The sequence below is a fragment of the Pseudoalteromonas sp. OFAV1 genome, from assembly GCF_021532595.1.
Lineage (GTDB): Bacteria > Pseudomonadota > Gammaproteobacteria > Enterobacterales > Alteromonadaceae > Pseudoalteromonas > Pseudoalteromonas lipolytica_C.
On sequence record NZ_JAKGBG010000030.1, the window covers coordinates 22,205 to 46,742 of the forward strand.

Below are 24,538 nucleotides of genomic sequence, written 5' to 3' on the forward strand. Positions count from 1 at the left end.
GCGTAAACTTAAGTTGTATTTCAAAGGGGTAAGCATGTTTAAAGCCCATGGTGATTGGCGCTATTTTGTTGAGCCGCCAGTGATTTATGTGGAAATGAGCGGCAGCTTTAACAAAGAGGCGGTTGCTTCATTTAGCACTGAAGTCGGTCAAGAAATCATGAAATACCCTGAACAATCAATTCAGTATGCGGTAGTGAATTTGGAGCAATTTGAATTAGCGACGGCTGATAGTATTGAGATTGCAAAGGCTTACTTTCAGGCCGTAAAAGCGCGGGGCTACAAACGTGTTGATTATATTAAAGCAAATATCATTGCCCGCAATTTGTTAGAGGTAGTTTGGTCGGGGGTAGAAATGGATATTTATTTTCACCCAGATGCCGAGAGTCTTTTTCAAGCAAGGCCCGAGTACGAAAATTTAAGAAAGTGGTTAAAGTAAAAAAGCCCTCAATTGAGGGCTTTTTAGTCTCTGTTCTAAACATTAACCAAGGTAAGCTTTTAACATCCAAACAAGTTTTTCTTGTTCTTTAATGTAGTCGCCCATTAATGATGCTGTACCTTCGTCGTCCGCATCACCTGCTTGCGCTAAGATTTCACGCTGCATCTGAATAAGCGTGCTGTAACCCGCTAAAAGATTTTCAACAGCAGCAGTACCTTCAGTGATATTTTTAGCTTCACTGATCTTGCTTGCTTCAATGTACTCAGAGAATGCATGCACAGGTGTACCACCTAAGGTTAAAATACGCTCTGCAATCTCATCTACTTTCTCAAGTAGTAAGTTATAAATTTCTTCAAATTTAAGGTGTAATTCAAAAAAGTTTCGACCTTTGATATTCCAATGAAAACCACGTGCGTTCATGTATTGAATTTGGTAGCAGCTTAGTAAAGAGTTTAGTGAATTTACGATGTCTTCACTTTTTGCGCTGTTTAAACCAATTGCATTTACCTGTGACATAGATTGCTCCTTAAAAAAACCGTTAATTGTTTACTTGCTAGTGCTTGGTGTTAAGTATTAGCCATCTTGGTTAATCTGTAAAATGGTTTAATTCGAACGCCGTGATAGGTTTTAGCTATCAAAGGCGGTTTTTACCCGCTAGTGCACTATCAACATAACATTGAATTACCTGTTATATACACTTGGGGCAACTGAGCAAAAAATCTACCTTATTTTGCAGATATGCAAAAATTAAGCAGAAAGTATGATCTAAAACAAAGTTTGTATTAGCTGATAAACACGCCGATTTAGAACTTGATTTAGGTCAAAAAAGCAACGAAATAGAAGCGCATAATGACCTTACCGCATTTAACCAGGAGAATAAAAATGGACGGTAAAACAGTTAAAGAAAGTAAAGCTGAAATAGTTGTTGTAGTGATTGCATTACTTGCATTTGTTATCGGTTTAGTAGGTCATTTAGCCGGCGCTAGCTTCGCAAACTTTGATACCTTTGGTTACATTGCTGCACCAGTACCACTGATTTTAGGGATCATTGTATTAATCTCATACAAAGTGGCTGCAAGTGCTGAAGATTAAAGTATCACTCACTTTGATTTATAAGCTTAATAATGTAATCCATCACTTGGCGTGAGTAGATCATACTGGTGTGACTCAAATGAAACACCTTATGCTCTGCCATGCCATTGAGCTTGGTTTCATCTATCAAAACCGTACCATCAGAAACACTGCCTTTGGCAATCAGTGGCATTAGCCCTATTGGTAAGTCGCCGGCAATACTATAAAGCTTGGCATTAAACGGCCAATCTCCATTCTCTGATAATAAAAATTCCACACTGTTTTTTAACAGCATTTCAAAGCCTTTTTGCTGCATTTGCTTAGCAATATGGCTGCCTTTATGTGGAGTGCCTAAGGTGATTACCTTTTCGACATGGCGACTTTGTAGTGAATTGGCTTCAAGGTAAGCGCGGGCGACTAACCCCCCCATTGAATGGCAAACCAAGGCGGTTGGCTTACCATTAATAAAGCGATCAATCTTATCGAAAATTGCCGCTCTATCGGGGGAGAGTGTATTGTAGGTCAAATTGAGTATTTTAAGCCCTGACTTTTCGAGACGCGCACACAGAGGGCGCATCACAAAGCCCGACATATAAAGTCCGTGTAATACTACAACCTGCCTAATTGCCATCGCATTCCTTACATTAACTGTTGCGGTTTAATTTCGATATTTGCTGTATCTGAGCTAACCCATACTTCGCCATCTTGAACTGTGATGGTGAGCTTAATATTACGATCGGCTAACTCTGCTAGTGCTTGGGTAGCAGCATAATCGAGACTAAAAATACTCAAGTTTTTAAAATCATACAACTTAGGCTGATGTTTTTGCCACCAAATTGCTTGGTTATTTTCACCGTAAGTATACAAAACAACTTGCTTGGCTTTATTGCAGGCTTTTTTCAGACGTTTTTCATCAGGTAAACCTAGCTCAATCCATAATTCAATTTCTTCGCTGTAGTTAATGTGCCAAAGCTCTGGCTCGTCATCTGCGCATAAGCCTTTCGTAAACTCTAAGCCTTCACGAGCATTAAGTGCAAAAGCTAACAAGCGGATCATCAAGCGTTGTTCGGTTTCTGATGGATGTTGTGCCAGTGTTAAATTGAAATCTTGATAAATGTGGCGGTCCATATCGCTTAGCGATAATTGCGCTTTAATAATGGTTGATTTAAGAGCCATAACTGCTTACTTGAAAAAATTTGCGCCATTATAGCGCAATTAATCTTACCGACGTTTAAATATCTCCAGCGAAACTTTTGATTAATCCTTATCTATTATCAAAAGCAGTATTCATAAACCTAAATTACGCCGGTGACATTTTAGTCACATTTACTTTGCTAACGTCTAAAGTTGATTAATTCGAATTCAATAATTAGGGCTATTTGGGAGGATGAAAGTATGTGCAAGTTATTGAAATCAAGATCATGGTTGATGCCAAGAGGGACGCAATTATGAGAGAGCAATTTAGACAGATACTCTGGTCATTTACATGGCTATTGTTGAGTAGTTTGGCATTTTACTCTTACGCAGTAGAAGAGCCTGGGGCAATAACGGTTATTGTTAAAAATCAGACTACAGATCGACCACTTCCAAACGCACAAGTCATACTTAAGGAACGAGAAACCTCTGCAATACAAACCTTACAAACTGATCTACAAGGGCGTATTGTTGTTGAGCGACTCGACCCGGGCCTTTACTCAATAAAGATTACAAAAAGTGGCTTTGCGGCTTTATACGAACCAAGTATTCGCGTTGTAACTCGTAAAAATACGAAGGTTGAATTTGACCTTAGAGAACAAGCCATAGAAGTAGTTGAAGTAAGAGCCCAACAAGCTGATACATTTACTTCAGGCTCTAGCACCTATCTCGACAGAGAATCTCTGCGAAGTGCCGTGGGAGGAGGTGCAGATCCACTACTTTCTCTAGATGGATTGCCAGGTGTCGCATCTGACAGTGAATTTGCAAGTTTTAGTGTGCGTGGTCGAGGCCCAAGAGATAATTTACTCTTTGTTGATGATTTTCCTTTTGATAAAGCTATTCACTTTGATGCGACGTTAGGTGAAGAGGAAGATGTAGGCGGCGGTGGTCGCTTTTCTATATTTGCCCCCAATGTGATAAATGGAGCAGAATTTTCACCTGGCGGGTGGCAAGCAGCTTATGGTGGTCGTGCAGGGTCTTTACTGAAGCTAGAAGTGGCCGATGGTAACCCTAGCCCATCTGCCAGTTTTCGCTACGACCTTGCTGGTTATGAAGTTGGTTATGACGGCCCTATAAATATCACTGATGAAGCAACTATGCTTTTTTCTGCAAGGCGGTTAGATTTTGGTGCCTTGTTTGAAACTATCGAAGAGCTAGATATTGGTGAACCTGTTTTAAGGGATATTATTTTTAAATCAGTGATACCCATTAATCAAAATAACACTTTTGAAGTGTTACTCATGGATACGCATGAGAAATATACTCGTGGCGTTGAGCATGTTTCTGAATCACCTAATTTTGAAGATACTGCATTGCAAAATGCCGAGCAAGATAGTGACTTGTATGGTTTAACATTGACCACGTTACTTGGTGAAACTGCTGTTTTGACTAATAAAGTTTACTACCGAAAAAGTGATAAATTGAGCTCTGAAGGTGAGGCTTATCCAGATCTTGTGCCCGAGGGAGCGCCAGCTTCTGAATACCCTATTCGAGAAGACATTATCACTATATCTGAAGGTGAAACAGAAATTGGTTGGAGAAGTGATTTTGAGGTAGAAAATCAATTAGGGATGTTGAGCGTCGGTGCCCGAATTACGCAAATTGAACTAGATTACAGCACCTTTTTAGATGGTGAATGGAATCGGTATGTTTATGATAGTGACGATTATAGACCAGACCCACAGCAAAAGTTTATTGTACTAACCCCTGAAAGCCTTAATTCAGTCACGTCTTTGAAAGAAGTAAACTATACAGGCTACATAGAACAAATTTTTGAAATGGGTGATTGGGATTTTGGTACAGGTTTACGATTTGAACGAGATGGGTTTGCTGATGAAAGTTTTATATCACCTCGATTCAGCATCAACTGGATGCCAAGTCAAAAGGTAAGGTATTTTGCAACGGCGGGGTTATTTCATCAGTCACCGCGATATTTAGAACTTGCAGCTAACGAGACTAATAATCTTAAAACTGAAAAAATTACCCATACGAGTGTTGGTTTTAAATATTTCCCTAATGCCAACTGGTCATTACTAACGGAAGTTTATTATCAGCAACTTAGCGACTTAGTGGTTGACCTAGACCGTACCAGTGGAACTTATGCAAATGATGGTGATGGTACTTCATATGGTGCTGATTTTGTGCTTAATGCTACTATTTTCGAAGGTCTTTACGCCAGTGCAACCTATTCTTACAATGATGCGGTCGTAGACCGAAAGGATGGTTTTGGCGACGTAGCTGCTGAATTTAGTCGTGAACATGTTGCCACGTTAGGGCTGACATGGGAGATAAGTGACCGTTGGAAGCTTGCTGGACGATATAAATACCTTTCTGGCAGACCAGATGACATATTTATTGTACATGAAGATGTTTTGGGGCCAGGGCAGCCTTTGCGTTACTCTAAGGAAATTACAGAGCGTAATGTTGGCCGTAAAGAAGGATCAGGCTCATTGAATGTTCGTGTAGATTACCGACGTGCCTTTGGTCCTATTGATGTTACCGCCTTCCTTGATGTTATAAATGTCACGGCAGCTTCATCAGCTGATGACACTGAGTTTGATTACCGCCGAGGAATTGAAGTCGTTGACGATAGCGAAGCTGAACCGCTGATCGGATTGCGATTAGATTACGCTTGGTAAGGAAGAAAAATGCTAGATGCTTTGAATACTGAGCCGATCAGAGCTTTGATTGTTGAAGATAATCGTGACATTAGTGCGAATATTGCTGCGTATCTAGAAAGGCACTGTTATCTCTTGGACTTTGCTTATGACGGTATAAGTGCAATGCAACTAGCGATGAACAACAAGTTTGATGTCATTGTTTTAGACCTAATGCTTCCAGGGATGGATGGCTTACACTTTTGTCAAAAGTTGCGAGCTGAAGCTGACGTTGAAACACCTGTACTTATGCTCACTGCGAGAGACACGCTTGATGATAAACTGAGAGGGTTTGCAGTCGGAGCCGACGATTATTTGGTAAAGCCATTCGCATTGCAAGAGTTACATGTGCGCCTTCAAGCTCTTTATAAGCGGAGTCATGGCAATACCAACAAGGTATTGACTGTGTCTGATCTAACGATGAATAAGTCCACCTTGCAAGTACATCGTGCAGGCCAGCTTATTGAGCTTAATCCTGCAAGTATGAAGTTATTGCAGCGGTTAATGGAGGTATCTCCTTCTGTTGTTACACGCGATAGTCTCGAAACTTTATTATGGGCAGATGAGCCTCCCGATGGTGACGCGCTTCGTTCGCACATGTACAAGTTAAGACAGGCAATTGATAAACCATTTGATACACCATTGATTCATACTGTGCACCGTATCGGCTATCGAATTGCAAAGGACGTGCAATAATGTATCGGCATAGTTTGCACAAACGTGTCGCTATCGCATTTGCAATGTGTGTGGCTGTGCTCAGTATTGCATGGGGGTTTGCTTTCTTTGCTGCAATAAGATTGAGTGAAGATCGTGTGCTAACCCAGCAATTGCAAGTTGCATCAGATAACTACCCTGCTATTACTACAAATCTTAAGGCGTACGATAAAGTAGATAACTTACCTCAATCACTTCAAGCGTGGGCGCAAACAAATCCAGCAGTAGGCTTGTATGAATTTGATAGCGAAGAATTACATGTTGCCGTAATTGATACAGGCAATGAGCAGTCACCTGGGTTTGTAGTGTTTGATGTCGCGCAGATTGAGGCTTCTTCGTCAGAGGATTGGTGGTTATTACTTATTATTAGCAGCCTTGTAGGAACATTGGGGTTATTAGGCTTTGGGCTTGGAATTGTTGTGATGCGTCGAGCTTTGGCTCCCGTAACTCAACTTGCTAAAGCTGTGGCCGACATTAATCCTGAGCAATTATCAAACGAAGATTACAAGCGTATACATGCTAACCGATATACAAATGATGAAGTTGGCATGCTCGCAAGTACAATAGAGCAGGCTTTTGAGCGAGTGAGTGCATTCATCGCAAGAGAACGCTATTTTACAGACTCAGCAAGCCATGAATTGCGTACGCCAGTGACAGTCATTACCGGCGCCCTAGAGCTTTTAGAACAAAGCCAATTGACTCCTGCCGATATGAAGGTGCTAGATCGTGTAAGGCGGGCAACACACGACATGAATACAATGATCGAAATGTTTTTGTGTCTTGCTCGTGAAACTGATGATGGCTTGTATGATGAGCAGTTTTTAGTAATGCCACTGGTAAGAAAAGCAGTAGAGCAGCAACGCTATTTGTTAAACGGTAAGCTCGTTGGTGTTGAACTTGATGAGCTCGCCAATCCCATAATTTATGGGCATGCACAGGCATTTTCTATTGCGGTTAATAACCTGGTGCGAAACGCGTTTGAGCATACCCTTGCAGGACAGGAACCGATTGCAATTTTGATTAAAGAGCATGAATTATTAATCACTAATCAGTTCAGTGGCGGTGATACCCAGTATACGGCGACTGAAACAGCTTCTCACGGCTACGGCTTAGGTTTAGGTATTGTGCAACGCTTATGTGAGCGCAATGGTTGGTCATTCTCACTGCATGCAGATACAGCGCATGTAGTCGCTCGTCTTTCGTGGTGATGGAAGGCATGATTTTATTTTTAAACAATCCTGCTTGATGTAGTAAACTATACCTATCAGCAAAATCCCCATGGCGTTAGCCTTTAAAATAAAGAGCTTAATAATCTAATGAGTAGAGCAGGAATACAGTGGTTCCCGGGTCACATGAACAAAGCCCGCAACGAAATTAAAGAAATCATGCCACAGATGGATGTGATCATTGAGGTACTTGATGCCCGTATTCCTTACAGTAGTGAAAACCCAATGGTTACTGCGCTTCGTGGCGATAAACCGGTGATCAAAATCATGAACAAGGCGGACTTAGCTGATCCTAAGTTGACGCAAGCTTGGAAAGACTACTTTGAGCAGCAAAGTGGCGTGAAAGCGATTGATTTTGGTAATGATAAAGCGGGTGAAGTACACCGTATTAATGAACTTTGTAAAAAATTAGTGCCGCATAAAGTGGGTGCTGATAAACAAATTAAAGCCATGATCATGGGTATTCCCAATGTTGGTAAATCAACACTTATTAATACCTTAGCTGGCCGTATTGTGGCAAAAACAGGTAATGAGCCTGCGGTAACAAAAGCGCAGCAACGTATTAAGCTTGACGATGGCATTATGCTTTACGATACGCCGGGCATGTTGTGGCCTAAAGTAGAAAACGAAAACTCAGGTTATCGTTTAGGAGCAACCGGTGCAATTCGTGATACCGCTATCGATTACGAAGAAGTGGCTAGTTACACCGCTGAATATTTACTGCATGCATACCCAGAGCTTTTAAAAAGCCGTTATAAAATTGACGAGCTACCAGAGTCTGACTGGGAGTTTGTTGAAATGGCAGGTAAAAAGCGTGGCTGTATCCGCGGTGGTAATCAAATCGATACTTACAAGATGTCTGAAATTCTTATTAACGAATTACGCGATGGCATTATTGGTCGTATTACCATGGAAACACCGGCCATGCGTGAAGAAGAAGAGCAAATGGTTGCACAGCTTCGCGCTGCTGCAGAGGCAAAAAAAGCCGCAAAAGAAGAAGAGAAAAAACAACGCCGAGCGCGTGCGCGCAAGAATCGCCGTTAACAAGCCATCATTTGTTTTTCAGACATAAAAAAAGCCCTGTAAGGGCTTTTTTAGTTTCATATCTACCGTCACCGATATGAGCAATGTAGCAAGTAAAATAGTAGGGCGATCACCTGTTGCCAACATCAAGGGGCGTTGCGATTAGCAACAGGCGATCTTAGCTTTATCGTGGGCCACACGTGTTTCAGGGTCGAGAAACAAATCAGTTTATTCCGAACAAGTCATAACACTTCACTGTCTTGTTGATAGTGATTATCAATTAGATTTGCGTGTCTGTCAATACTCAATTGAAAATAATTCTCATTTCTTTGTGTTTGTTTTTTAAACTTCAGCAATACAATGCATTAGCACTAAAGTTAGGCTGTAAATTACGCGCAATAAAAACTATGCTGGTGCTATAACAATTAAAATAAAAACACACGATGTTCTCAATTTGGTCAATAAGCCTTCTTGCAATTGTATATCTGGCAATTTTATTTGCGGTTGCAGGCTGGGCTGATAAAAGAAAAGTATTGCCTTTTAAAGGCTTAACCTATGGTTTATCGCTTGGAGTGTACTGCACCTCTTGGGCGTTTTTTGGTACCACAGCACAAGCTGCATATAATGGCTGGTGGCTAGCACCGACTTATGCCGGCACTATTTTGCTATTTATTTTTGGTTGGCAAGTGTATTGCCGTATAGCGCATATTTGTAGGCAGCAAAAAATAACCTCGATGGCAGATTTTATTGCTACGCGATATGGTCAGTCGTCGAGCTTATCAGGGCTCATTTCATTGATTTCAGTGATTGCTATTGTGCCTTATATCTCTTTGCAGCTAAGTGCTACCGCACAAAGTATTAATTTATTAACTAACCGTTCAATGATGCAAAGCCATGAAGTATGGGCCGATAGTACTTTTTATATCACGCTTGTATTAGCACTGTTTGCTATTTTATTTGGTGCAAGGCGCTTAAAGCCTAGCGAACATAACCCCGGTCTTATTGCCAGTATTGCCTTTGAATCTGTGGTTAAGTTATTGGCATTTTTAGCTGTGGGTTTGTATGTGTGTTTTGCGCTATTTGATAGCCCAGTGGCACTGTACGATAAAGCCCATGAACTAAATATTGATCAGCAAGTGGCTGCTACACAAAGCCCGACCTATGTGTATGTTGCCCATACTTTACTTGGTATTTTGGCGACCTTATGTTTGCCAAGGCAGTTCCACATGAGCTTTATCGAGAAAAATAACGATAAAGAATTGGCCTCGGCACGTTGGCTATTCCCGATTTACTTATTACTTATCAACCTGTTTATTCTACCAATTGCATACGCCGGATTAATTTACTTTCAAGGTCAAGAAGTCGGTTACGACACCTTTGTATTGGCGCTACCTATGGCGGCTGATGATGCCTTTGTGGCGCTATTGGCGTTTTTAGGCGGCTTTTCAGCGGCAACCAGTATGGTGATTGTGTCATCCATTGTGCTTTCAGTGATGATCACCAATGACTTTATTAATCAATTTATTTTACGCCGCTCACAGCTCACATCGAGTAGCCGCGGACTTGATAAAAACAACCTATTACATGCGCGTAAAATCGTTATCGTACTGATTTTATTGCTTAGTTATTTTACTCACCGGGTTCTTGGCGAAAGTACAACCCTTGCCAATGTGGGTTTAATGTCGTTTACCTTAGTCGCACAATTTTCACCGGCCATGATCATTGGCTTATGGTGGCGACAAGCATCCTGTCGCGGCGCACAATTGGGCATTTTAAGTGGCTTTATCATTTGGGGTTACACACTCTTACTGCCAAATATTGCTGGAGGTTTAGGTCGCGATAGCTTATGGCTTGTGGATGGACCTTGGGGAATTAGCTGGCTCGCGCCTACCGATTTATTTTCTTTAGGCATGGAAAGTATCAGCCAAGCCTTGTTGCTGTCGTTAGGTGCGAACTGTTTAGTGTATTTTTTAGTGCCGCTATTTAGTCGTGCAACCTTAGCTGAACGCTTACAGAGCAATAAGTTTGTATCGCAGCTGAGTGATTCTCGGGTGAGTAATCATCTGCAGCCCTTGAGCTATCACGACCTAGGTGCACTTTTGCAGCGATTTGCTGAAAAAGAAGCGGCGCAGTCTTTGGTTAATCATTACTTTCCTGATGATAAAAGTAAGTGGAAGCGTCCCGCCAATGTTGAGTTAGAGCTACTGGTTGAGCGCGAGATGTCAGCGGTGATAGGTGGTGCATCGGCGCGGCTTATTTTAGATGTAGCTAAAGATGAGCAGCGTCAGCCGCTAGAGCAGGTTGCTGAGTTTGTTGATGAGGCAAGCCAAGTACTCAAATTTAATCGTGATTTATTACAATCAACAATCGAAAACATTCAACAAGGGATTAGTGTAGTTGATAGTGAACTGCGCTTAGTTGCTTGGAACCAAGGCTACAAAAACATGTTCGCCTACCCAGATGATGCGCTCTACATAGGCCGCCCAGTTGCTGACATTATTCGTTTTAATGCCGAGCGAGGCTTATTTAGCGGCGAGAGCATGACCAGCGAAGTTGAAAAACGCTTAGCCTATTTACGCCAAGGCAGTGCTTATAAATACCAGCGCTCACACAATGATGGTCGCGTGTTTGAAATGCAAGGTAACCCACTGCCAGGTGGCGGCTTTGTAACAACCTATACCGACATCACCGAGTTCGTAAAACAACAAAAAGCGTTAACAGAAGCCAATGTTAGCCTCGAAGAAAAAGTCGCAGCACGCACCTTGGCATTGACTCAAGCAAACCAAGAGTTGTCGATGGCAAAGCAAGTGGCAGAGCAAGCAACGGTCAGTAAAACCCGGTTTTTTGCGGCTGCCAGCCACGATTTATTACAGCCTTTTAATGCCGCGAGTTTATTTTGTTCTTTAATGAATGAAAAAGCCCAAGACACCGAGCTTAAAGAGCTGGCGATGAATATAAAGAATTCATTAGGCAGCGCCGAAGAGTTGTTATCGAGTATTTTAGAGTTAACCAAGCTCGATTCAGGCTCGTTTAAAGTACAAATGAGCGAATTTGCAACCAGTTCTCTTGTTGAACCACTTCGCAATGATTACGAAGCTTTAGCGCGTGAAAAAGGTTTGAAATTTATTGTTGAAACCTGCGATGTGCGCCTGCATACCGACAAAGCGCTATTACGCCGAGTACTGCGTAACCTTTTGAGTAATGCGATTCGTTACACTGAGCAAGGTGAAGTGCGCTTAAAAATGCAGTACGAAGATAATCATGTGTCGTTTATTGTTGAAGATACCGGTATTGGTATTGCTGCCAATGATCAGCAAACTATTTTCCAAGAGTTTAAACAGCTTGGTGCAAAACCAAGTGCTGAAGGCTTAGGTTTAGGGCTGGCTATTACCAAACGTATTTGTGATTTGCTTAAAATCCCCCTAGTGATGGGATCTGAACTTGGTAAAGGTACGCAATTTACCCTAACACTACCTTGTAAAGTCAGCGCTGCGCCAGCGCAAGCCAAAGGTGCAGAGGCATCACAAGAAACAGAGCTGGGGCAATTGCGTATTTGGTTGCTTGATAACGACCGCAACGTGTTAGAGGCATTAAAACAGTTACTTGAGAACTGGGGCTGCGAAATCTCAACGGCCACTAACTTAGCGGAGCTTGAGCAGCTAAAGGCAAGCCAAGCCCTACCGCAATTGTTGATTATTGATTATCAGCTTGATGATGGAGTAACAGGCCTTGAAGTAATTGAGCAAGCCGCACTAACACGCTTACCAGCTATCGTTAACACCGCAAATCATGATGAAGGCATACGCGAGTTAGTGCTCGATGCGGGCTATCCATTGCTTTATAAGCCTCTGAAAGCGCCTGCCTTAAAACGCATGATTAAGCGACTGACTTAATCATGGTAATTTTAGCTTGTGTGCCTTGCTGGGGCTTTGAGTTTATCGATAACTCAAAACCTTGGTTGCGCACAAGTTCTCGGGTGATCACCAGCCCTATACCTGTGCCATTTGCCTTGGTTGAGTAAAATGGCACGAACAAGTTATCGGGGTTTTGAATGCCACAACCTTGGTCGCTAATTGCAATACTTAAGTTATTACCTTGTCTTGACCAAGTGAGGGTAGGGGCTGAATTGCTACCTGCTTCAAAGGCATTTTTTATCAAGTTGATTAACGCTTGTTCTAGCTGACCTAGGTCGGCATTAAAATGTAACTCTTCGCTGCTATTTATTACTAGTTCAGGAAAGATAGCGCTTAAGCGAGTGTTTAATTGCTCGCTACTGATTATCTGTTTTTGTGCGGGTGGTAGCTTGGCAAACGCACTGTAACTGGCTACAAAATCAAGCAAGTGCTGAGCGCGTTTTTCTATTACTTGCAGCATATCTTGGGCGAGATCATCGTGACTGCTAATTTGCCCTTGGCGTTTAAGGGTTTGCAATGACTGACTCATTGAATAAATCGGCGTGAGTGAGTTACGCACTTCATGATTTAACACTCGAATTAACCGTTGCCAAACAAGTTGTTCATTATCGCGAAGCTGTTGCTCAATTGAAAAGAAGGTTAGTAATTCAAAGTTTCTGCCGGTCCGCCAAAAAGTCTGCGATGAGATTTGAAAGCGTTGTTTAAACAGTGAGTCACTGTTTTGTTGCCATTCGCCATCATGCACGGCAATGCCTAAGTCGCTGGCCGATTTACCTTCAATCTGGTGATGGTTAATACTGTTTTTAAACGCCTTATTACTAAAGTAAATCAAGCTATGGGGGTCTAGGATAACGATGGGTAAGTCCAGCATGCTGGCAAACTCAAAAACAAACTCTTCTGTTTGCATGTAATGGCGTTTGTTCTTGGCTATTTTATTGCTGAGCTTGGCAAAATCTTGTTTAAGTGCTGCGACTCGCCCACTTTGATAAGACGCTAAATGCCAACTATTACTTTCGTCATTTGCCAGTGCATCTAGTTGCAGACCAAAGCGTTCAACCACATCGGTGATCGTACGGTAGCTTTTAATTAAAGCAAAAGCGCTTATCCCGATAAACGGCAATAATAGACTGATACTGGCAAACCAATCTAGTTTTAAGCTGAGCGAAAGGGCAATACCAAGCGTTAATAGCAGCGCTATAACCATATAAAAATAGCGTCGAATACGCTGCTCTAACGACAACTTGCTACTCATTTAGCGTTCTACTTCTTTTAAATCGAGCTGATGTTTATCAATGCGACGATAAATCGCCGATTTACTTAATCCTAAAAATTCTCCTGCGGCGATAACATTGCCATTAAATTGCAGCAGCGCTTTTTGAATCATTTGTTTTTCAAGTTCTTCAAGGGGCAATAGTGGCAAAGCTTGTTCCGCATTACTATTTGTTTGCTCGCAACTTGGTTGATCTAAAATGAGGTCATTGGCTTGAATATTGTTGTTATTGCTCATGATCACCGCACGTTCAATGCAGTGGCTTAGCTCACGAATATTACCAGGCCAACTGTAATTTTTTAGCGCCTTTAGGGCATCATCACTGAGCGCCATATTCGCTCGTTGATATTTTTTACCATGCACTAACAACAGGTGTTCAGCTAATGGGGCAATGTCGTCTTTTCTGTCGCGAAGAGGTGGAATGTGGAGTTCAATGGTATTAAGCCTAAATAATAAGTCACGGCGGAACTCACCCTGCTCAATGGCTGTAGCTAATTCACTATTGGTGGCAGAAATAATGCGAACATCGGCGGTTTTGGTTTGGCTTGAGCCTAGCACTTCAAACTCTTTGCTTTCTAGCACGCGGAGCATTTTACTTTGCAGCTCGAGGCTTAACGTTGCAATTTCATCTAAAAATAAGGTGCCGCCTTCGGCAATTTCAAATCGTCCTAAGCGGTCTTCTTTGGCATCAGTGAAAGCGCCTTTCTTATGACCAAATAATTCGCTTTCGAATAGCGTTGGGGCAATGGCGCCAACATTCACGCTTACATAGCGTTTATCAGCTCTGAGTGAATGCTGATGAATATAATGTGCCAATAAGCTTTTGCCTGTGCCATTTTCGCCGGTAATTAAAATACTGGCATCGGTTTTTGCAGCGCGCTCAGCTTTGGCGAGTAACAGCTGCATGATTTCTGATTGGGCTATGTAATGTGCTTGTGAGTCACTGGTAAGTGCCTTTAAGCACGCGTTGTCGTGATTACTTTGCTTAAGTTTTAGTTGTTGTTGTACAACGGCGGTTAAGCGTAGGTTATTCCATGGCTTTTCAACAAAGTCGACTGCCCCTAATTGCATGGCTTTAACAGCGACGTCAATGCTGGCCCATGCGGTCATCACAATGACAGGTATGGTCGAACCTAATTGATTTAGTTGCTTTAAAAAGCGTAATCCCTCTTCACCTGAGGTAGTGTCGAGCTTGTAGTTCATATCGAGCAAAATCAGGCTAATGTGCTCGGTTTTTAATAACTCAAGCGCATGTTCAGGGCCTTCGGCCTCAAGGCATGGTAAGCCTAGTTGTTGTAATGCAACAATAGCAGCCAGACGTACATCAGCTTGATCGTCTATGACTAAGATTTTGTCCATGATGTTTTCTTATTATCCTGTTGAGGTGGCTTAAACTTAAGCCACCATTTGTGCTGTTAATCGTTACGCAGTGCAGCCATAGGTTTTGCTTTAAGTAGTAAAACCAAAGGTCTAAAGCAAGCAAATAGCGCAATACATAAGGTAATACTCCAAGCGAGTAATTGCAGTCTTACATCAAGCACCAGCCACGACATTAGCTGCCCTTGTAACATGTAAAAGCTCACCATTACCGCAGCGAGCGCAACTGCAAAGCCAATGAGCACAGGAATAATGGCTTCAACACTCATCAGCTTGAATAAGCGCGCTTTTTTCGCACCTAATGCCATGCGAATACCAAACTCATAACGGCGCAGACCAAGGTTATAGCTCAGTACCCCAAAAATACCGATTGCTGCTAATAATAGAGTAAATAACGCTAAGGTACTACACAGAACCACGGTCAGACGGCTCATATACAGTAAATTGTCGTACTCTTGCTGTAAGTCGTTAAACTGCCACATGGTTAAGTCGCTGTTCTTTTCTTTTAGCGTATTAAGTATTTGTTTATTAGTCAGCTTAACGCCATCAGTAGCTTTAATAGTAAACATGTAGCTATATGGTGTCGCTGGCCACCAAATGTGACGACCAAACGACTCATCGTAGTATTTAGGGTGATTAAAATCTTCGGTTACACCCACCACTTCATACATCTTTTCTTCTAAGCCTTGGTAGCTCTTGCCGATAATATTTCGATAGTCTTGGCTTGGTAATAAGTTCTCTGCAACGCTGACCGAGACAAGTATCTCGTTGGTTTCACCACGTATAGCTTGTTCGCTAAAGGTGCGGCCAGCGAGAATTTTGGTGTTAACTAACGCAAAGTAATCAGGCCCTACCCACTGACTAGGGAAGAAAATTGAGCTTTTCCCGTTTACATCAGTCAGGGTGTTGGCATTTTGTCTTTGCGAAACAGGGCTGTGACCCAGGGCAACATCATCAATGCCTTGGCTATCAAGCAAAACCTGCTTGTATTGCAGCATATGTTCGTAGCGCTCCGCCAATGACATCTGATTATTTGGCTGGAACAGGTTGGCAAAATACAGGTTTTCGGTATCACTACCGAGTGGGCGGTTAATCGTGCCCATGGCTTTACTCACTACCATCACCGAAAAACTCACAAGCAGCGCGGCAACAAACATTTGTGAGCCAATTAAAATACGCACTGTACGGCCAGATACCTGCGAAACCCCGCCTTTTCCACTGTTCTGCATTTGCGTATTTAGGGTTTTGTAATTCACCAAACGCGCTGTAATTACAGAGAAAATATAAGCAAGAGCAATACACAGTATGATGGCAACAATGACCAACGTGCTATCAACCGCCAAGCTGTTAACCAGTGGTAATCGGCCTTCTGCCAATACTTTAAATAAACGTATGCCCCATACCGATAAAAACAGCGCAATGCTTACCGATAAGGTCATTAAAATCAGTGACTGTAAAAAGATACTTTTAAATAACGTGCTGCGTTTAGCACCTAACACCGCCTGCAAGGCGAGGGTTTTATGTTGAGCAAGAGCGCGCGAGAAGAAAAAGTACTGACGTTAAGTACTGCAATAATCAGTAGCCCTACTGCACCGGCTAACATCATTAAGCTTAAGTCATCGTTATTACCCAGCTCAACGTCGCGATACGGGGTTACTTCAGGTTTTACATCGGTGATACCACCGTTGTTTAGCCACTCTGATTTAACCGTATCAATTTGCTGTTTTAAATCGACTTTAACTTGATCTATGGTGACCCCAGGCTTTAAAACAGCAATTAGTTTTAGGTTTTTAAAAGTGTTTGTCCATGGGCTTTGCCAATCGTCATTGTGAAAGAAACGGCGGTCCGCACTTGATGGAAACCACACTTCAACATCACTTGCTTTAAACATGTAAGGTGGGCTGAATGAATCATCAACAACACCGACAATACGGTGAACATAATCGGTTTCACCCGCCATGACTGAAAGTGTTTTACCAATAATGTTCGGGTCGCTGTTGTAATGCTTGCGCCAAAAGTTAGCAGATATAACGACCCGATCATCAGGAGTCTCGAGCGTTTCTCCAAGATCAAAACCCTGTCCCATTAAAAATGGCGTGTTTAATAAGTCAAAATAGTTGCCGCCAACATACAGCACAGGCTCTTTTGGCTCGCCATCGAGGTTTGCAAAAATTTGCTCACCTGCATTGATCATCATACTTTGTTCAAAGCTTTGATTATGCTTAAGCCAATGCACCATCGACTGATAGCTTTGAAAGCCGGTGGCATCGTAGTCATCATAAGTAAGTGATTGCTCAACCACCACCATGCGGCTTTCATCGTACACATCAAGGGGCTTTAAAAAGTAGCTGTTAACAAGGCTAAGCACTACAAACAAGGTGGCAAGTGTTAAAGCAAGCGTTGCGATAACCGCAGTGACAAAGCCCGGTGCATTCATTAATGATGCCCACGCTAAGCTCAGTTGGGCACGTGTTTTGGTTAATTTCATTACATCACCTCGGCGCTTTCGAGTGCATGCTCTGTGGTGTCGCTGCTAGGTGCTTGGCGAGCTTCTGAGTAGGAAACAATTTCACCATCTAGCAATTTAAGTTGCGTTTTAGCACGTCCGGCATAACGTAAGTCATGGGTTACCATACAAATGGTGGTGCCTTTTTTATTCAGCTCATCAAGCAAGTCCATGACAGCATCACCATTTTTTGAATCTAAGTTACCGGTTGGCTCATCCACTAATAAAATACTTGGCTTGCCAGCCAGTGCGCGGGCAATAGCAATACGCTGTTGCTGACCACCGGATAATTGATTGGGTTTATGCTGGGCACGGTGGCCCATTTCCACTTCATCAAGGGCTTGTTTTACCGCAATCTCTATTTCGCTAGGGCTCATGGCTGGCTCTCGGTAAGTGAGTGGCAGTGCCACGTTGTCAAAAACCGATAATTCATCAATTAGGTTAAACGACTGAAATATAAAACCAATGTGAAGGTTTCTAAGTTCAGCTTGCTGATCCATATCGAGGGTTTTTGTGTCGACTTCTTTAATGAAATAGTCGCCAGCAGTTGGGCTATCGAGTAAGCCTAATAATGACAGCAGTGTCGATTTACCACAGCCAGATGGGCCGCTAATGCAGATATAGTCACCTTGGTTAATATTCAGGCTGATGTCTTTTAATGCATAGGTTTCAACATTTTGGCCGCGATAAACTTTGGCGATTTTGTTTAATGAGATAAGCGTGTTGGTTTTCATAAACTGTCCTGTTCGATTTTTATTGTTGCCAAATGCTGCCATTTAGAAAGGTCTGAAATGATCAGCTGTTCGCCCACGGTGGCACCGCTCAAAAGTTGAATTTGATTGTCACTGAGTGTACCAAATTCGATATTGGTTGGCGTTGCTAACTGGGTATTTGGATTAAGTTTAAACAGCGTGGCTTCGCTGTGTGCTTGTGCTTTTTGTGGCACGTTAATGGTTAATGCATCAGGAATAATGTTGCTAACGACATAGCCTTCAATGCTTAAATCGGGGCGGGCATTGGCAGGCAGTGTGCCTTGTAAATCAAGTTCGATAATAACTCGACCATCGGTAACGATAGGGTCAATTCGGGTGACTTTGGCATCAACTTCACCGTGGCTTGCTTGGCTAAAGGTGTTTACTTTCGCTGCCATATTGAGTGCCACTTTTTCGGCATCTGCTTGCTTAACGCTTAGCTCTGCTTTGAGTGCTTTGTTTGAGCCAACCACCGCAAGGCGGGTACCCGGCACTAGGTTTTGGCCAAGTTCAACATTCAACTCTTGTAGCATGCCATCGATGCCTGCTGTTATTTGCAGCTGATCAAAAGCGTGCTGCTCAACTTGATAATTAAGCTCAAATTGGCTTAATAGTTCTTGCTGTATTTTGCTACGTTGTAAGTGCATTTCTTTAAGCTGTGCAAGGCGTTGCTGCTCGATACTTACTCGCTCTGTAAGCTGTGCAACGTTTAGCATACTTCGTTTGTAATCGAGGCTTGAAACAATTCCTTGCTCGATCAGTTTGCTTTCGGCATCGACTCTAAGCTCTGCGCTTTGTAGCTCACTTTTTAATATGGCGAGATTTGCTTGGCGCTCAAGTAGCTCACTTTGCTGATTAATTTTTTGCTCATTCACACTGGCTTTTTGGCGAGCAAGCTCTAGCCGAGCAACCGATAAACGCTGCGCTTGCTGTGGGTTGACGAGGCTTAAAATCACAGTGTCTTTTTTAACGATAGTGCCGGGGTATACATGGATAGCTTCGACCATTGCGGTGTCGGTATTGGTTAAATAACGTTGATACTTTGGCTTTAAACGGCCAAAGCCACGTATTTTTACCACAAAATCGGCTTGTTTCACGGTCACTATTTGCAATTGGCTTGCAGCAACCGCGGTAGGGGTCGCCCATTGATACACCATTAAAGCGCCAAGAGCTGACACGCCAATAGCTGCACCAAAAAGCCATTTTTTAGCTTTTGATTGCTGAGGTTTGCGTTTTAGTGTGCTGTCTAAATCCATTGGCTATATTTCATTGTATTGTAGGTTTAGCAACACAAAAGCGAGGAACGTGCCAAGATTTAATTTATTGATTTTAAAGGTTTTATTTTTTAGGTGAGATGGGTTTTCCCACTTTTGGGATTAATAAAATCAAAAGTGGGACAGATATAAAGCGCAGTCTACTGTAGTAACTTTGCAAGCTTAGCCAGCTGCTTTTTAGCATGTGTGTTATCAGGTTTAAGCTTTAACACATGGTTATAATTGGCGGTTGCCTGCTTGAGATCACCGAGGTACCAGTATGCCTCTGCTAAGCTATCAAAGGTATTGTAACTATGTGGGTAAAGGTGCGTATTTAGTTTAAAAATCGCTAACGCTTCATTGAGTTTGTCTTGGTTAATAAGCGAATAACCCCATAAGTTAATATCGCTTTCAGTAAATTGGATCTGCTCGTCTTTAGCTAATTGATCCGCAGCTGTAATTGCATTTTCATAGCCTTGCACTTCAAGAACTTGCCATAAGCGTTTAATATTTTTCGCTAAACCAAAGCCATTTTCTTGTTTCATTTCAGGGATATAAAAGCCCGCAATTTCATCTACAAATTGCGATGGCATTGCGCCAATCAAGTTGGTTAAGATTACTATCGACATATTATCTTCAGGGTAAATAAAGATACCTGCTCTGTTACCACCTATGGCAGCTAATGCCGGATGTTCTTCTCGTCCCATTACAGGCCAACCAAGACTGTAGCCATTTAAGCGCTGATTAAAGCCTTGAGTATGACCATTTTTTAGTCGAGTCGGGGTCCACATTTGTTGAATACTTTGTGCATTAATAAATTGATTTGTTTGTAATGCCACTAGCCAATTTGCTAGCTCAGTTGCTGTTGAGGCCATACCTGCGGCGGTTTGTAGCATTGGTGAGAAAATGGCTTCTCTTGAATTTATTAGTTCATTACCTTGCGTTTCGTATCGTCTAGCCGAGTGTTTTACAACATTGTTGAGATTGCCAAAGCCCGCTTGAAGTGTTCTGTTCATCTCAGTTTTTTGTAACTGGTTTTTTGCTATAAATTGCTGAAATGGCATCCCAGATAACTTATTAATTAACTTACCAATAATGACGTAGTTTGTTTGGTTATATTTAAAACGGGTGCCGGTTTCGAACTCTAATGGTTTGGTTTGTACTTGTTGCCATGCATCATCAGGCCCTTGATCTGAGATTAGATTAGCAATTTCATCTTTTATGATGTCAGGTAAACCTGATGTATGGCTCATTAATTCTCTTGTTGTTATAGCATGCCACTGAGTTGGCAGCTCGGGTAGGTAAGTGCCAATAGGTGCATTAAGGTCTAACTTCTTTTGCTCAACAAGTTGCATCAGTGCGACACCAACGAAGGCTTTAGTTGCGGAATTAATCACAAATAAAGTGTCGGCATCAACGGCGATATTATCTTCAATATTTGCAACTCCGTAGCTGGCAACTTTAATTACTTTATTATCTCGAACGACAGCAAGTTGTAGCCCGGGAATATTTCTTTTTTGCATTAACTCAACCAGCCATTGGTCAAGCTCATCTGCATGTGCAGAAAAGGCACTTAAAATAAGCGATAGAAGAGTAATCGTTGGAAGGATTAATTTTTTGCCAAGTTTTTTGCAAGCTGTGTACACGATGTTGTCCTTAGTGTTCATTTGTATCTATTATTTTTACTTAGATAGTTTTTGATGTGAGCACTAAAGCGAGGAGTATGCCAATCTTTAAAGTGTTGAAGTTAATGGCTTTTATTGTTTTTCTTGGTTTTAAAATTCCCATTTATGGGAATTTCAAATTAAAACTGGGAGTGAATGCTTAAATTAGCTTTCTTCGATTTTGCCAACTTGCGAAAGCTGATTAAACAAAATGCCCGCTTGGGTGCGGTTATAAACATTTAGTTTGCGTAAAATCGCTGACACATGTTGTTTGATTGTGGTTTCTTGAATCGACATTTCAAAGGCGATTTGTTTATTCAATAAACCGTCGGCAATCATCGCGAGTACGCGGTATTGCTGTGGAGTTAGTTTTTCAAGGTTGCGAGCAAATTCACTTTGTTCGTCGTTGATCACTACATCGGTTAAATCTACTTCAGGTGGTAACCAAGTGTCGCCGTTGAGTACATGACTAATAGCTTCGCTGATGACATCTAAAGAAGATGACTTAGGAATGTAGCCTGCAGCACCAAGACTCATTGCTTGTTTTATGATGGCTGGTGTCTCATTGGCAGAGACCATAATCACTAAAATATCTGGGTAGTGGTTACGCAGTTGCGAAAGGGCTTGTAGGCCATTTGCACCAGGGATGGTGAGGTCTAAAAATATCAGTTCAATCTCAGGGTGAGCGCTTAACAGTGCAAACAAACCATCAATGTCACTGGTTTCTTTGATATGTTCTTCTGGCACTGATGTCGCGGCAGCTTGACGCAATGCACTTCTAAATAACGGGTGATCATCGGCGATTATGGTGTTCACAGCTAAAGACATTCCCTCGATTCTCCAATGCGTTATGTTATAAGTGATTTTGCGTTTTGAAACAAGGTTTGCCTGAAGGGAAGTTTCAGACAAACCTTTCTCACACAAGGATTTAGGTTCTATTTTAGAAACGGTAACCAACAGTGAAGGCTACAGTGCGAGGGTCGCCGTAGTAACCGATCAGCGTATTATCACCACCTAAACCTGGGGTGTATTTGCTGGTATCTGTTGGGTCTGTTGGATCAGGCGCTACGAACTGGTAACCACCAATCATGTACTCTTCATCCGTTAAGTTTTTACCGTAAAGACCAGCAGTCCAGTGGCCATCAGTGCTGTACCAAGTGATACCCATATTAAAGATACCGTAAGCATCTTGCGTTAATAGGCTATCTTCTTCGAATAGTGCGTAGTCACCTCTGTGGTAGTAGTTACCATTGATAACAAAGTCACCCATTTCTGTGTACATACGGTATGTTGCACCCAGATTAAAGGTAAGATCAGGGGTATTTGATACACTAAAGCGGTCTGATTTATCGAATGCTTCACCGGTTTCTGGGTTGTAGTCAATTACGTTATCAAAGCTACTATCGATGTAACCTACTGACGCATCAAAACTGAGTGACTCTGTTGCAACATAGTTAAGCTCAAGCTCAATACCATCTGATGTTGACTCACCAATGTTACCTAAGCGTTGGTTTAGATCTGCTGCGCTGTCGCCCGGTAATACCGAAATATATTGACGGTCTTTATGATCAAGGGTGAATAGCGTTACGTTTGCACGTAAGTTGTTGTTCCACTCACTCTTCATACCGATTTCGAATGAATCAACGATTTCTGGTTTTGCTGCTGGCTCTGCAGTAGTTGCACGTGGGTTGAAAGTACCTGACTTAAAGCCTTGCGCGTAACTTGCAAAGAACATGATGTCGTTTGAATATTGATATTCAACACCTGCACGCGGTGTGAAACGTGACCACTCTTCTTCATCATCGAGTACCGTTGGTACAAGTTGGCCTTCTGGTCGAGTGTAACCTGGCACCCAACCTGACTCTGGATAAACAATGTCAAAGATTAGGCCGTTGTTAACCTGTGCTTCTTTTTTATCTTTGGTGTAACGCGCGCCGAGTGTCATTGACCATTTATCGGTTAAATCAATCGAGCCTTGAATATAGGCTGCTTTACTGTTTGAATTACTACAACCGCTTACTTCACGAGTTAGACCCGGTGCACCTAGACTTTGACCTAAGATACCTAAAATAGCCTCAAATTGACCACATGATTCACCATCATAATAGTAAAGGCCTGATACAAGCTTGTAGTTATCCCCTTGATGATTTAGCTGTAACTCGTGAGTGGTTTGCTCATCATCGTAAATAGCCGGTACATCGAAAATTGGCAACGAGGTATTGTCAAAGTCGATATTTGTTGGAGAGTAACTTTCGCGGCTTGAACCTATGTATTTAATACTTGTGCTATCACTCATATCCCAACGTGCAGTCAGGCTGTAGCCTTCAAGTTCAACTTTGTTCCATGTAGGCAAGCTGGTGTATGAGTCATACACGCTGTTTGGTACTGGCGCATCAGTTAGTAGACTAGGCAGTAAACGATAGCCGCCTTTCGCGTTAGATTTATCTTCTGTTTTATCCCACGCTAAGCGGAAGAAAAGGTCATCGGTCGGTGTGTACTCTAAGGTAACACGAGCTGCGGTTACGTCTTTGTTGTAGTTTTCGCGGTCTTGGTTATCAAGAGCCGATGTTAAAAACTCACCAAAGCCATCACGATTTAGCGTTGCAAAACCAAACCCTACGTAAAGCTTTTCGTCAACAATCGGTAATTGGCCGGTAATTTTTAAATCTTTTTGGTTATAGCTACCTACAGTGCCTTGAATGTTTAACGTTGCATCACCGCTCATTTCTTTGGTGACGTATTTAATGGCACCACCAATGGTATTTTTACCGTAAAGCGTCCCTTGAGGACCACGTAATACTTCGATTTGTTGCACATCAAGAAGATCAAGTACGGCACCTTGTGGGCGAGCAAGATAAACATCATCAATATAGATACCTACACCCGGCTCATAACCCCAAAGTGGATCTTGCTGACCTACACCACGAATAAACGCGGTAATAGTAGAGTTTGTACCACGGCTTGCTTGCAAGGTGGTATTTGGCGAGAACTGCTGAACTTCGGTCATAACGACGATGCCGTTTTCTGCCAGCTCTTCAGCACCCACTGAAGTGACTGCGACAGGAACTTCTTGCAGGTTTTCAACAGTTTTACGTGCTGTTACCTGAATGCGTTCAAGTTCCCCTTTTTTTGCTGCAGGTTCGGCTTGTTCTGCCGCTTGAGCACTGACACCTGCCAAAGCAAGTGATACAGCCAGAGTAAGTGGCGCGACTTTTGGGTTAAGCTTTATCATGTTGTATTCCTTGTTATTGTTGTCATTAGTCTTATGGCCACTCACATTGATGTTGCCGAAGACTTAATAAGATTTGCCCGTGTCACCTGTCAGTTAATGTAGAAGATAGTTGCAAAAATTGAATTAGTACCATAGTGCTATACCCGCCACAGCCCTTTATTTATCAAGCAATTAAGCTATTTTTAAAGCAGATAGTACCTTAGTGTTATGTATTTTTTGAACGCTTAGGGTAAGACTGAAGGCATTATT

Annotated in this window: 19 protein-coding genes; 7 read left to right on the plus strand and 12 right to left on the minus strand. The window is 42.2% G+C overall.

Going from position 1 to position 24,538, the window contains the following annotated elements:
- Nucleotides 1-34: 34 nt before the first annotated feature.
- Complete coding sequence (locus tag L1267_RS15600; protein WP_235383348.1) at nucleotides 35-436, plus strand: hypothetical protein; 402 nt, start codon at nucleotides 35-37, stop codon at nucleotides 434-436.
- 42 nt (nucleotides 437-478) lie between these two features.
- Here the strand turns inward: L1267_RS15600 and L1267_RS15605 are convergent, their stop codons facing one another.
- On the minus strand, nucleotides 479-952 hold the full coding sequence (locus L1267_RS15605; RefSeq protein ID WP_054552310.1) for a Dps family protein: 474 nt from the start codon (nucleotides 950-952) through the stop codon (nucleotides 479-481).
- A gap of 366 nt (nucleotides 953-1,318) precedes the next feature.
- Between L1267_RS15605 and L1267_RS15610 the strand changes: the two genes are divergently transcribed.
- Nucleotides 1,319-1,528, plus strand: a complete 210-nt coding sequence (locus L1267_RS15610) for a hypothetical protein (protein ID WP_054562952.1) — start codon at nucleotides 1,319-1,321, stop codon at nucleotides 1,526-1,528.
- Between the two features lie 4 nt (nucleotides 1,529-1,532).
- Here L1267_RS15610 and L1267_RS15615 read toward each other — a convergent pair whose 3' ends face one another.
- Together L1267_RS15615 and L1267_RS15620 are read right to left on the minus strand one after the other, a co-directional pair.
- Entirely contained in the window at nucleotides 1,533-2,138 is a 606-nt protein-coding gene (locus tag L1267_RS15615) for a PGAP1-like alpha/beta domain-containing protein (RefSeq protein ID WP_135923006.1), read from the minus strand.
- A gap of 8 nt (nucleotides 2,139-2,146) precedes the next feature.
- Complete coding sequence (locus L1267_RS15620; protein WP_138558096.1) at nucleotides 2,147-2,683, minus strand: YaeQ family protein; 537 nt, start codon at nucleotides 2,681-2,683, stop codon at nucleotides 2,147-2,149.
- A gap of 221 nt (nucleotides 2,684-2,904) precedes the next feature.
- On the opposite strand from L1267_RS15620, the gene L1267_RS15625 reads away from it, so the two are divergent.
- The 5 genes from L1267_RS15625 (at nucleotide 2,905) to L1267_RS15645 (ending at nucleotide 12,214) form a co-directional block, all read left to right on the plus strand.
- Nucleotides 2,905-5,340 carry a TonB-dependent receptor gene (locus tag L1267_RS15625; protein ID WP_235383349.1) on the plus strand — a complete coding sequence of 812 codons (2,436 nt, stop codon included), beginning with the start codon at nucleotides 2,905-2,907 and terminating at the stop codon, nucleotides 5,338-5,340.
- A gap of 9 nt (nucleotides 5,341-5,349) precedes the next feature.
- A complete protein-coding gene (locus L1267_RS15630; protein ID WP_135923003.1) occupies nucleotides 5,350-6,054 on the plus strand; it encodes a response regulator transcription factor in 705 nt (234 codons plus the stop codon).
- Nucleotides 6,054-7,280 (plus strand): sensor histidine kinase, encoded by a 1,227-nt coding sequence (locus L1267_RS15635; protein ID WP_235383350.1) that lies wholly within the window; start codon nucleotides 6,054-6,056, stop codon nucleotides 7,278-7,280. Before L1267_RS15630 ends, L1267_RS15635 begins: the two co-directional genes overlap by 1 nt.
- Before the next feature lie 108 nt (nucleotides 7,281-7,388).
- Entirely contained in the window at nucleotides 7,389-8,342 is a 954-nt protein-coding gene (gene ylqF / locus L1267_RS15640) for a ribosome biogenesis GTPase YlqF (protein ID WP_138558098.1), read from the plus strand.
- Nucleotides 8,343-8,764: 422 nt separating this feature from the next.
- On the plus strand, nucleotides 8,765-12,214 hold the full coding sequence (locus L1267_RS15645) for a PAS domain-containing hybrid sensor histidine kinase/response regulator (RefSeq protein WP_235383351.1): 3,450 nt from the start codon (nucleotides 8,765-8,767) through the stop codon (nucleotides 12,212-12,214).
- Here the strand turns inward: L1267_RS15645 and L1267_RS15650 are convergent.
- The 9 genes from L1267_RS15650 to L1267_RS15690 all read right to left on the minus strand — a co-directional run bounded on the left by L1267_RS15650 (nucleotide 12,198) and on the right by L1267_RS15690 (nucleotide 24,289).
- Entirely contained in the window at nucleotides 12,198-13,487 is a 1,290-nt protein-coding gene (locus tag L1267_RS15650; protein ID WP_235383352.1) for a sensor histidine kinase, read from the minus strand. The two genes, L1267_RS15645 and L1267_RS15650, sit on opposite strands and share 17 nt — an antisense overlap.
- Entirely contained in the window at nucleotides 13,488-14,864 is a 1,377-nt protein-coding gene (locus L1267_RS15655) for a sigma-54-dependent transcriptional regulator (RefSeq protein WP_235383353.1), read from the minus strand.
- 56 nt (nucleotides 14,865-14,920) lie between these two features.
- Nucleotides 14,921-16,381 carry an FtsX-like permease family protein gene (locus L1267_RS15660; protein ID WP_235383363.1) on the minus strand — a complete coding sequence of 487 codons (1,461 nt, stop codon included), beginning with the start codon at nucleotides 16,379-16,381 and terminating at the stop codon, nucleotides 14,921-14,923.
- Nucleotides 16,375-17,370, minus strand: a complete 996-nt coding sequence (locus tag L1267_RS15665; protein WP_235383354.1) for an ABC transporter permease — start codon at nucleotides 17,368-17,370, stop codon at nucleotides 16,375-16,377. Before L1267_RS15665 ends, L1267_RS15660 begins: the two co-directional genes overlap by 7 nt.
- A complete protein-coding gene (locus L1267_RS15670) occupies nucleotides 17,370-18,122 on the minus strand; it encodes an ABC transporter ATP-binding protein (RefSeq protein WP_235383355.1) in 753 nt (250 codons plus the stop codon). The genes L1267_RS15665 and L1267_RS15670 overlap by 1 nt, the downstream gene beginning before the upstream one ends.
- Nucleotides 18,119-19,396, minus strand: coding sequence for an efflux RND transporter periplasmic adaptor subunit (locus tag L1267_RS15675; protein WP_235383356.1), 1,278 nt, complete (start codon nucleotides 19,394-19,396; stop codon nucleotides 18,119-18,121). The genes L1267_RS15670 and L1267_RS15675 overlap by 4 nt, the downstream gene beginning before the upstream one ends.
- A 158-nt stretch (nucleotides 19,397-19,554) precedes the next feature.
- Nucleotides 19,555-21,060, minus strand: a complete 1,506-nt coding sequence (locus L1267_RS15680; protein ID WP_235383357.1) for a beta-lactamase family protein — start codon at nucleotides 21,058-21,060, stop codon at nucleotides 19,555-19,557.
- Nucleotides 21,061-21,222: 162 nt separating this feature from the next.
- Complete coding sequence (locus L1267_RS15685) at nucleotides 21,223-21,885, minus strand: response regulator transcription factor (RefSeq protein ID WP_054552322.1); 663 nt, start codon at nucleotides 21,883-21,885, stop codon at nucleotides 21,223-21,225.
- Nucleotides 21,886-21,997: 112 nt separating this feature from the next.
- Nucleotides 21,998-24,289, minus strand: coding sequence for a TonB-dependent receptor (locus L1267_RS15690; RefSeq protein WP_199527208.1), 2,292 nt, complete (start codon nucleotides 24,287-24,289; stop codon nucleotides 21,998-22,000).
- Between the last annotated feature and the right edge of the window lie 249 nt (nucleotides 24,290-24,538).

What these genes read in the sequence shown, in the direction of transcription:
- L1267_RS15600 (WP_235383348.1), top strand. Translation starts at nt 35, where the DNA reads ATGTTTAAAGCCCATGGTGATTGGCGCTATTTTGTTGAGCCGCCAGTG.
- L1267_RS15605 (WP_054552310.1), bottom strand. Translation starts at nt 952, where the DNA reads ATGTCACAGGTAAATGCAATTGGTTTAAACAGCGCAAAAAGTGAAGAC.
- L1267_RS15610 (WP_054562952.1), top strand. Translation starts at nt 1,319, where the DNA reads ATGGACGGTAAAACAGTTAAAGAAAGTAAAGCTGAAATAGTTGTTGTA.
- L1267_RS15615 (WP_135923006.1), bottom strand. Translation starts at nt 2,138, where the DNA reads ATGGCAATTAGGCAGGTTGTAGTATTACACGGACTTTATATGTCGGGC.
- L1267_RS15620 (WP_138558096.1), bottom strand. Translation starts at nt 2,683, where the DNA reads ATGGCTCTTAAATCAACCATTATTAAAGCGCAATTATCGCTAAGCGAT.
- L1267_RS15630 (WP_135923003.1), top strand. Translation starts at nt 5,350, where the DNA reads ATGCTAGATGCTTTGAATACTGAGCCGATCAGAGCTTTGATTGTTGAA.
- L1267_RS15635 (WP_235383350.1), top strand. Translation starts at nt 6,054, where the DNA reads ATGTATCGGCATAGTTTGCACAAACGTGTCGCTATCGCATTTGCAATG.
- ylqF (WP_138558098.1), top strand. Translation starts at nt 7,389, where the DNA reads ATGAGTAGAGCAGGAATACAGTGGTTCCCGGGTCACATGAACAAAGCC.
- L1267_RS15645 (WP_235383351.1), top strand. Translation starts at nt 8,765, where the DNA reads ATGTTCTCAATTTGGTCAATAAGCCTTCTTGCAATTGTATATCTGGCA.
- L1267_RS15650 (WP_235383352.1), bottom strand. Translation starts at nt 13,487, where the DNA reads ATGAGTAGCAAGTTGTCGTTAGAGCAGCGTATTCGACGCTATTTTTAT.
- L1267_RS15655 (WP_235383353.1), bottom strand. Translation starts at nt 14,864, where the DNA reads ATGGACAAAATCTTAGTCATAGACGATCAAGCTGATGTACGTCTGGCT.
- L1267_RS15665 (WP_235383354.1), bottom strand. Translation starts at nt 17,370, where the DNA reads ATGAAATTAACCAAAACACGTGCCCAACTGAGCTTAGCGTGGGCATCA.
- L1267_RS15670 (WP_235383355.1), bottom strand. Translation starts at nt 18,122, where the DNA reads ATGAAAACCAACACGCTTATCTCATTAAACAAAATCGCCAAAGTTTAT.
- L1267_RS15675 (WP_235383356.1), bottom strand. Translation starts at nt 19,396, where the DNA reads ATGGATTTAGACAGCACACTAAAACGCAAACCTCAGCAATCAAAAGCT.
- L1267_RS15680 (WP_235383357.1), bottom strand. Translation starts at nt 21,060, where the DNA reads ATGAACACTAAGGACAACATCGTGTACACAGCTTGCAAAAAACTTGGC.
- L1267_RS15685 (WP_054552322.1), bottom strand. Translation starts at nt 21,885, where the DNA reads ATGTCTTTAGCTGTGAACACCATAATCGCCGATGATCACCCGTTATTT.
- L1267_RS15690 (WP_199527208.1), bottom strand. Translation starts at nt 24,289, where the DNA reads ATGATAAAGCTTAACCCAAAAGTCGCGCCACTTACTCTGGCTGTATCA.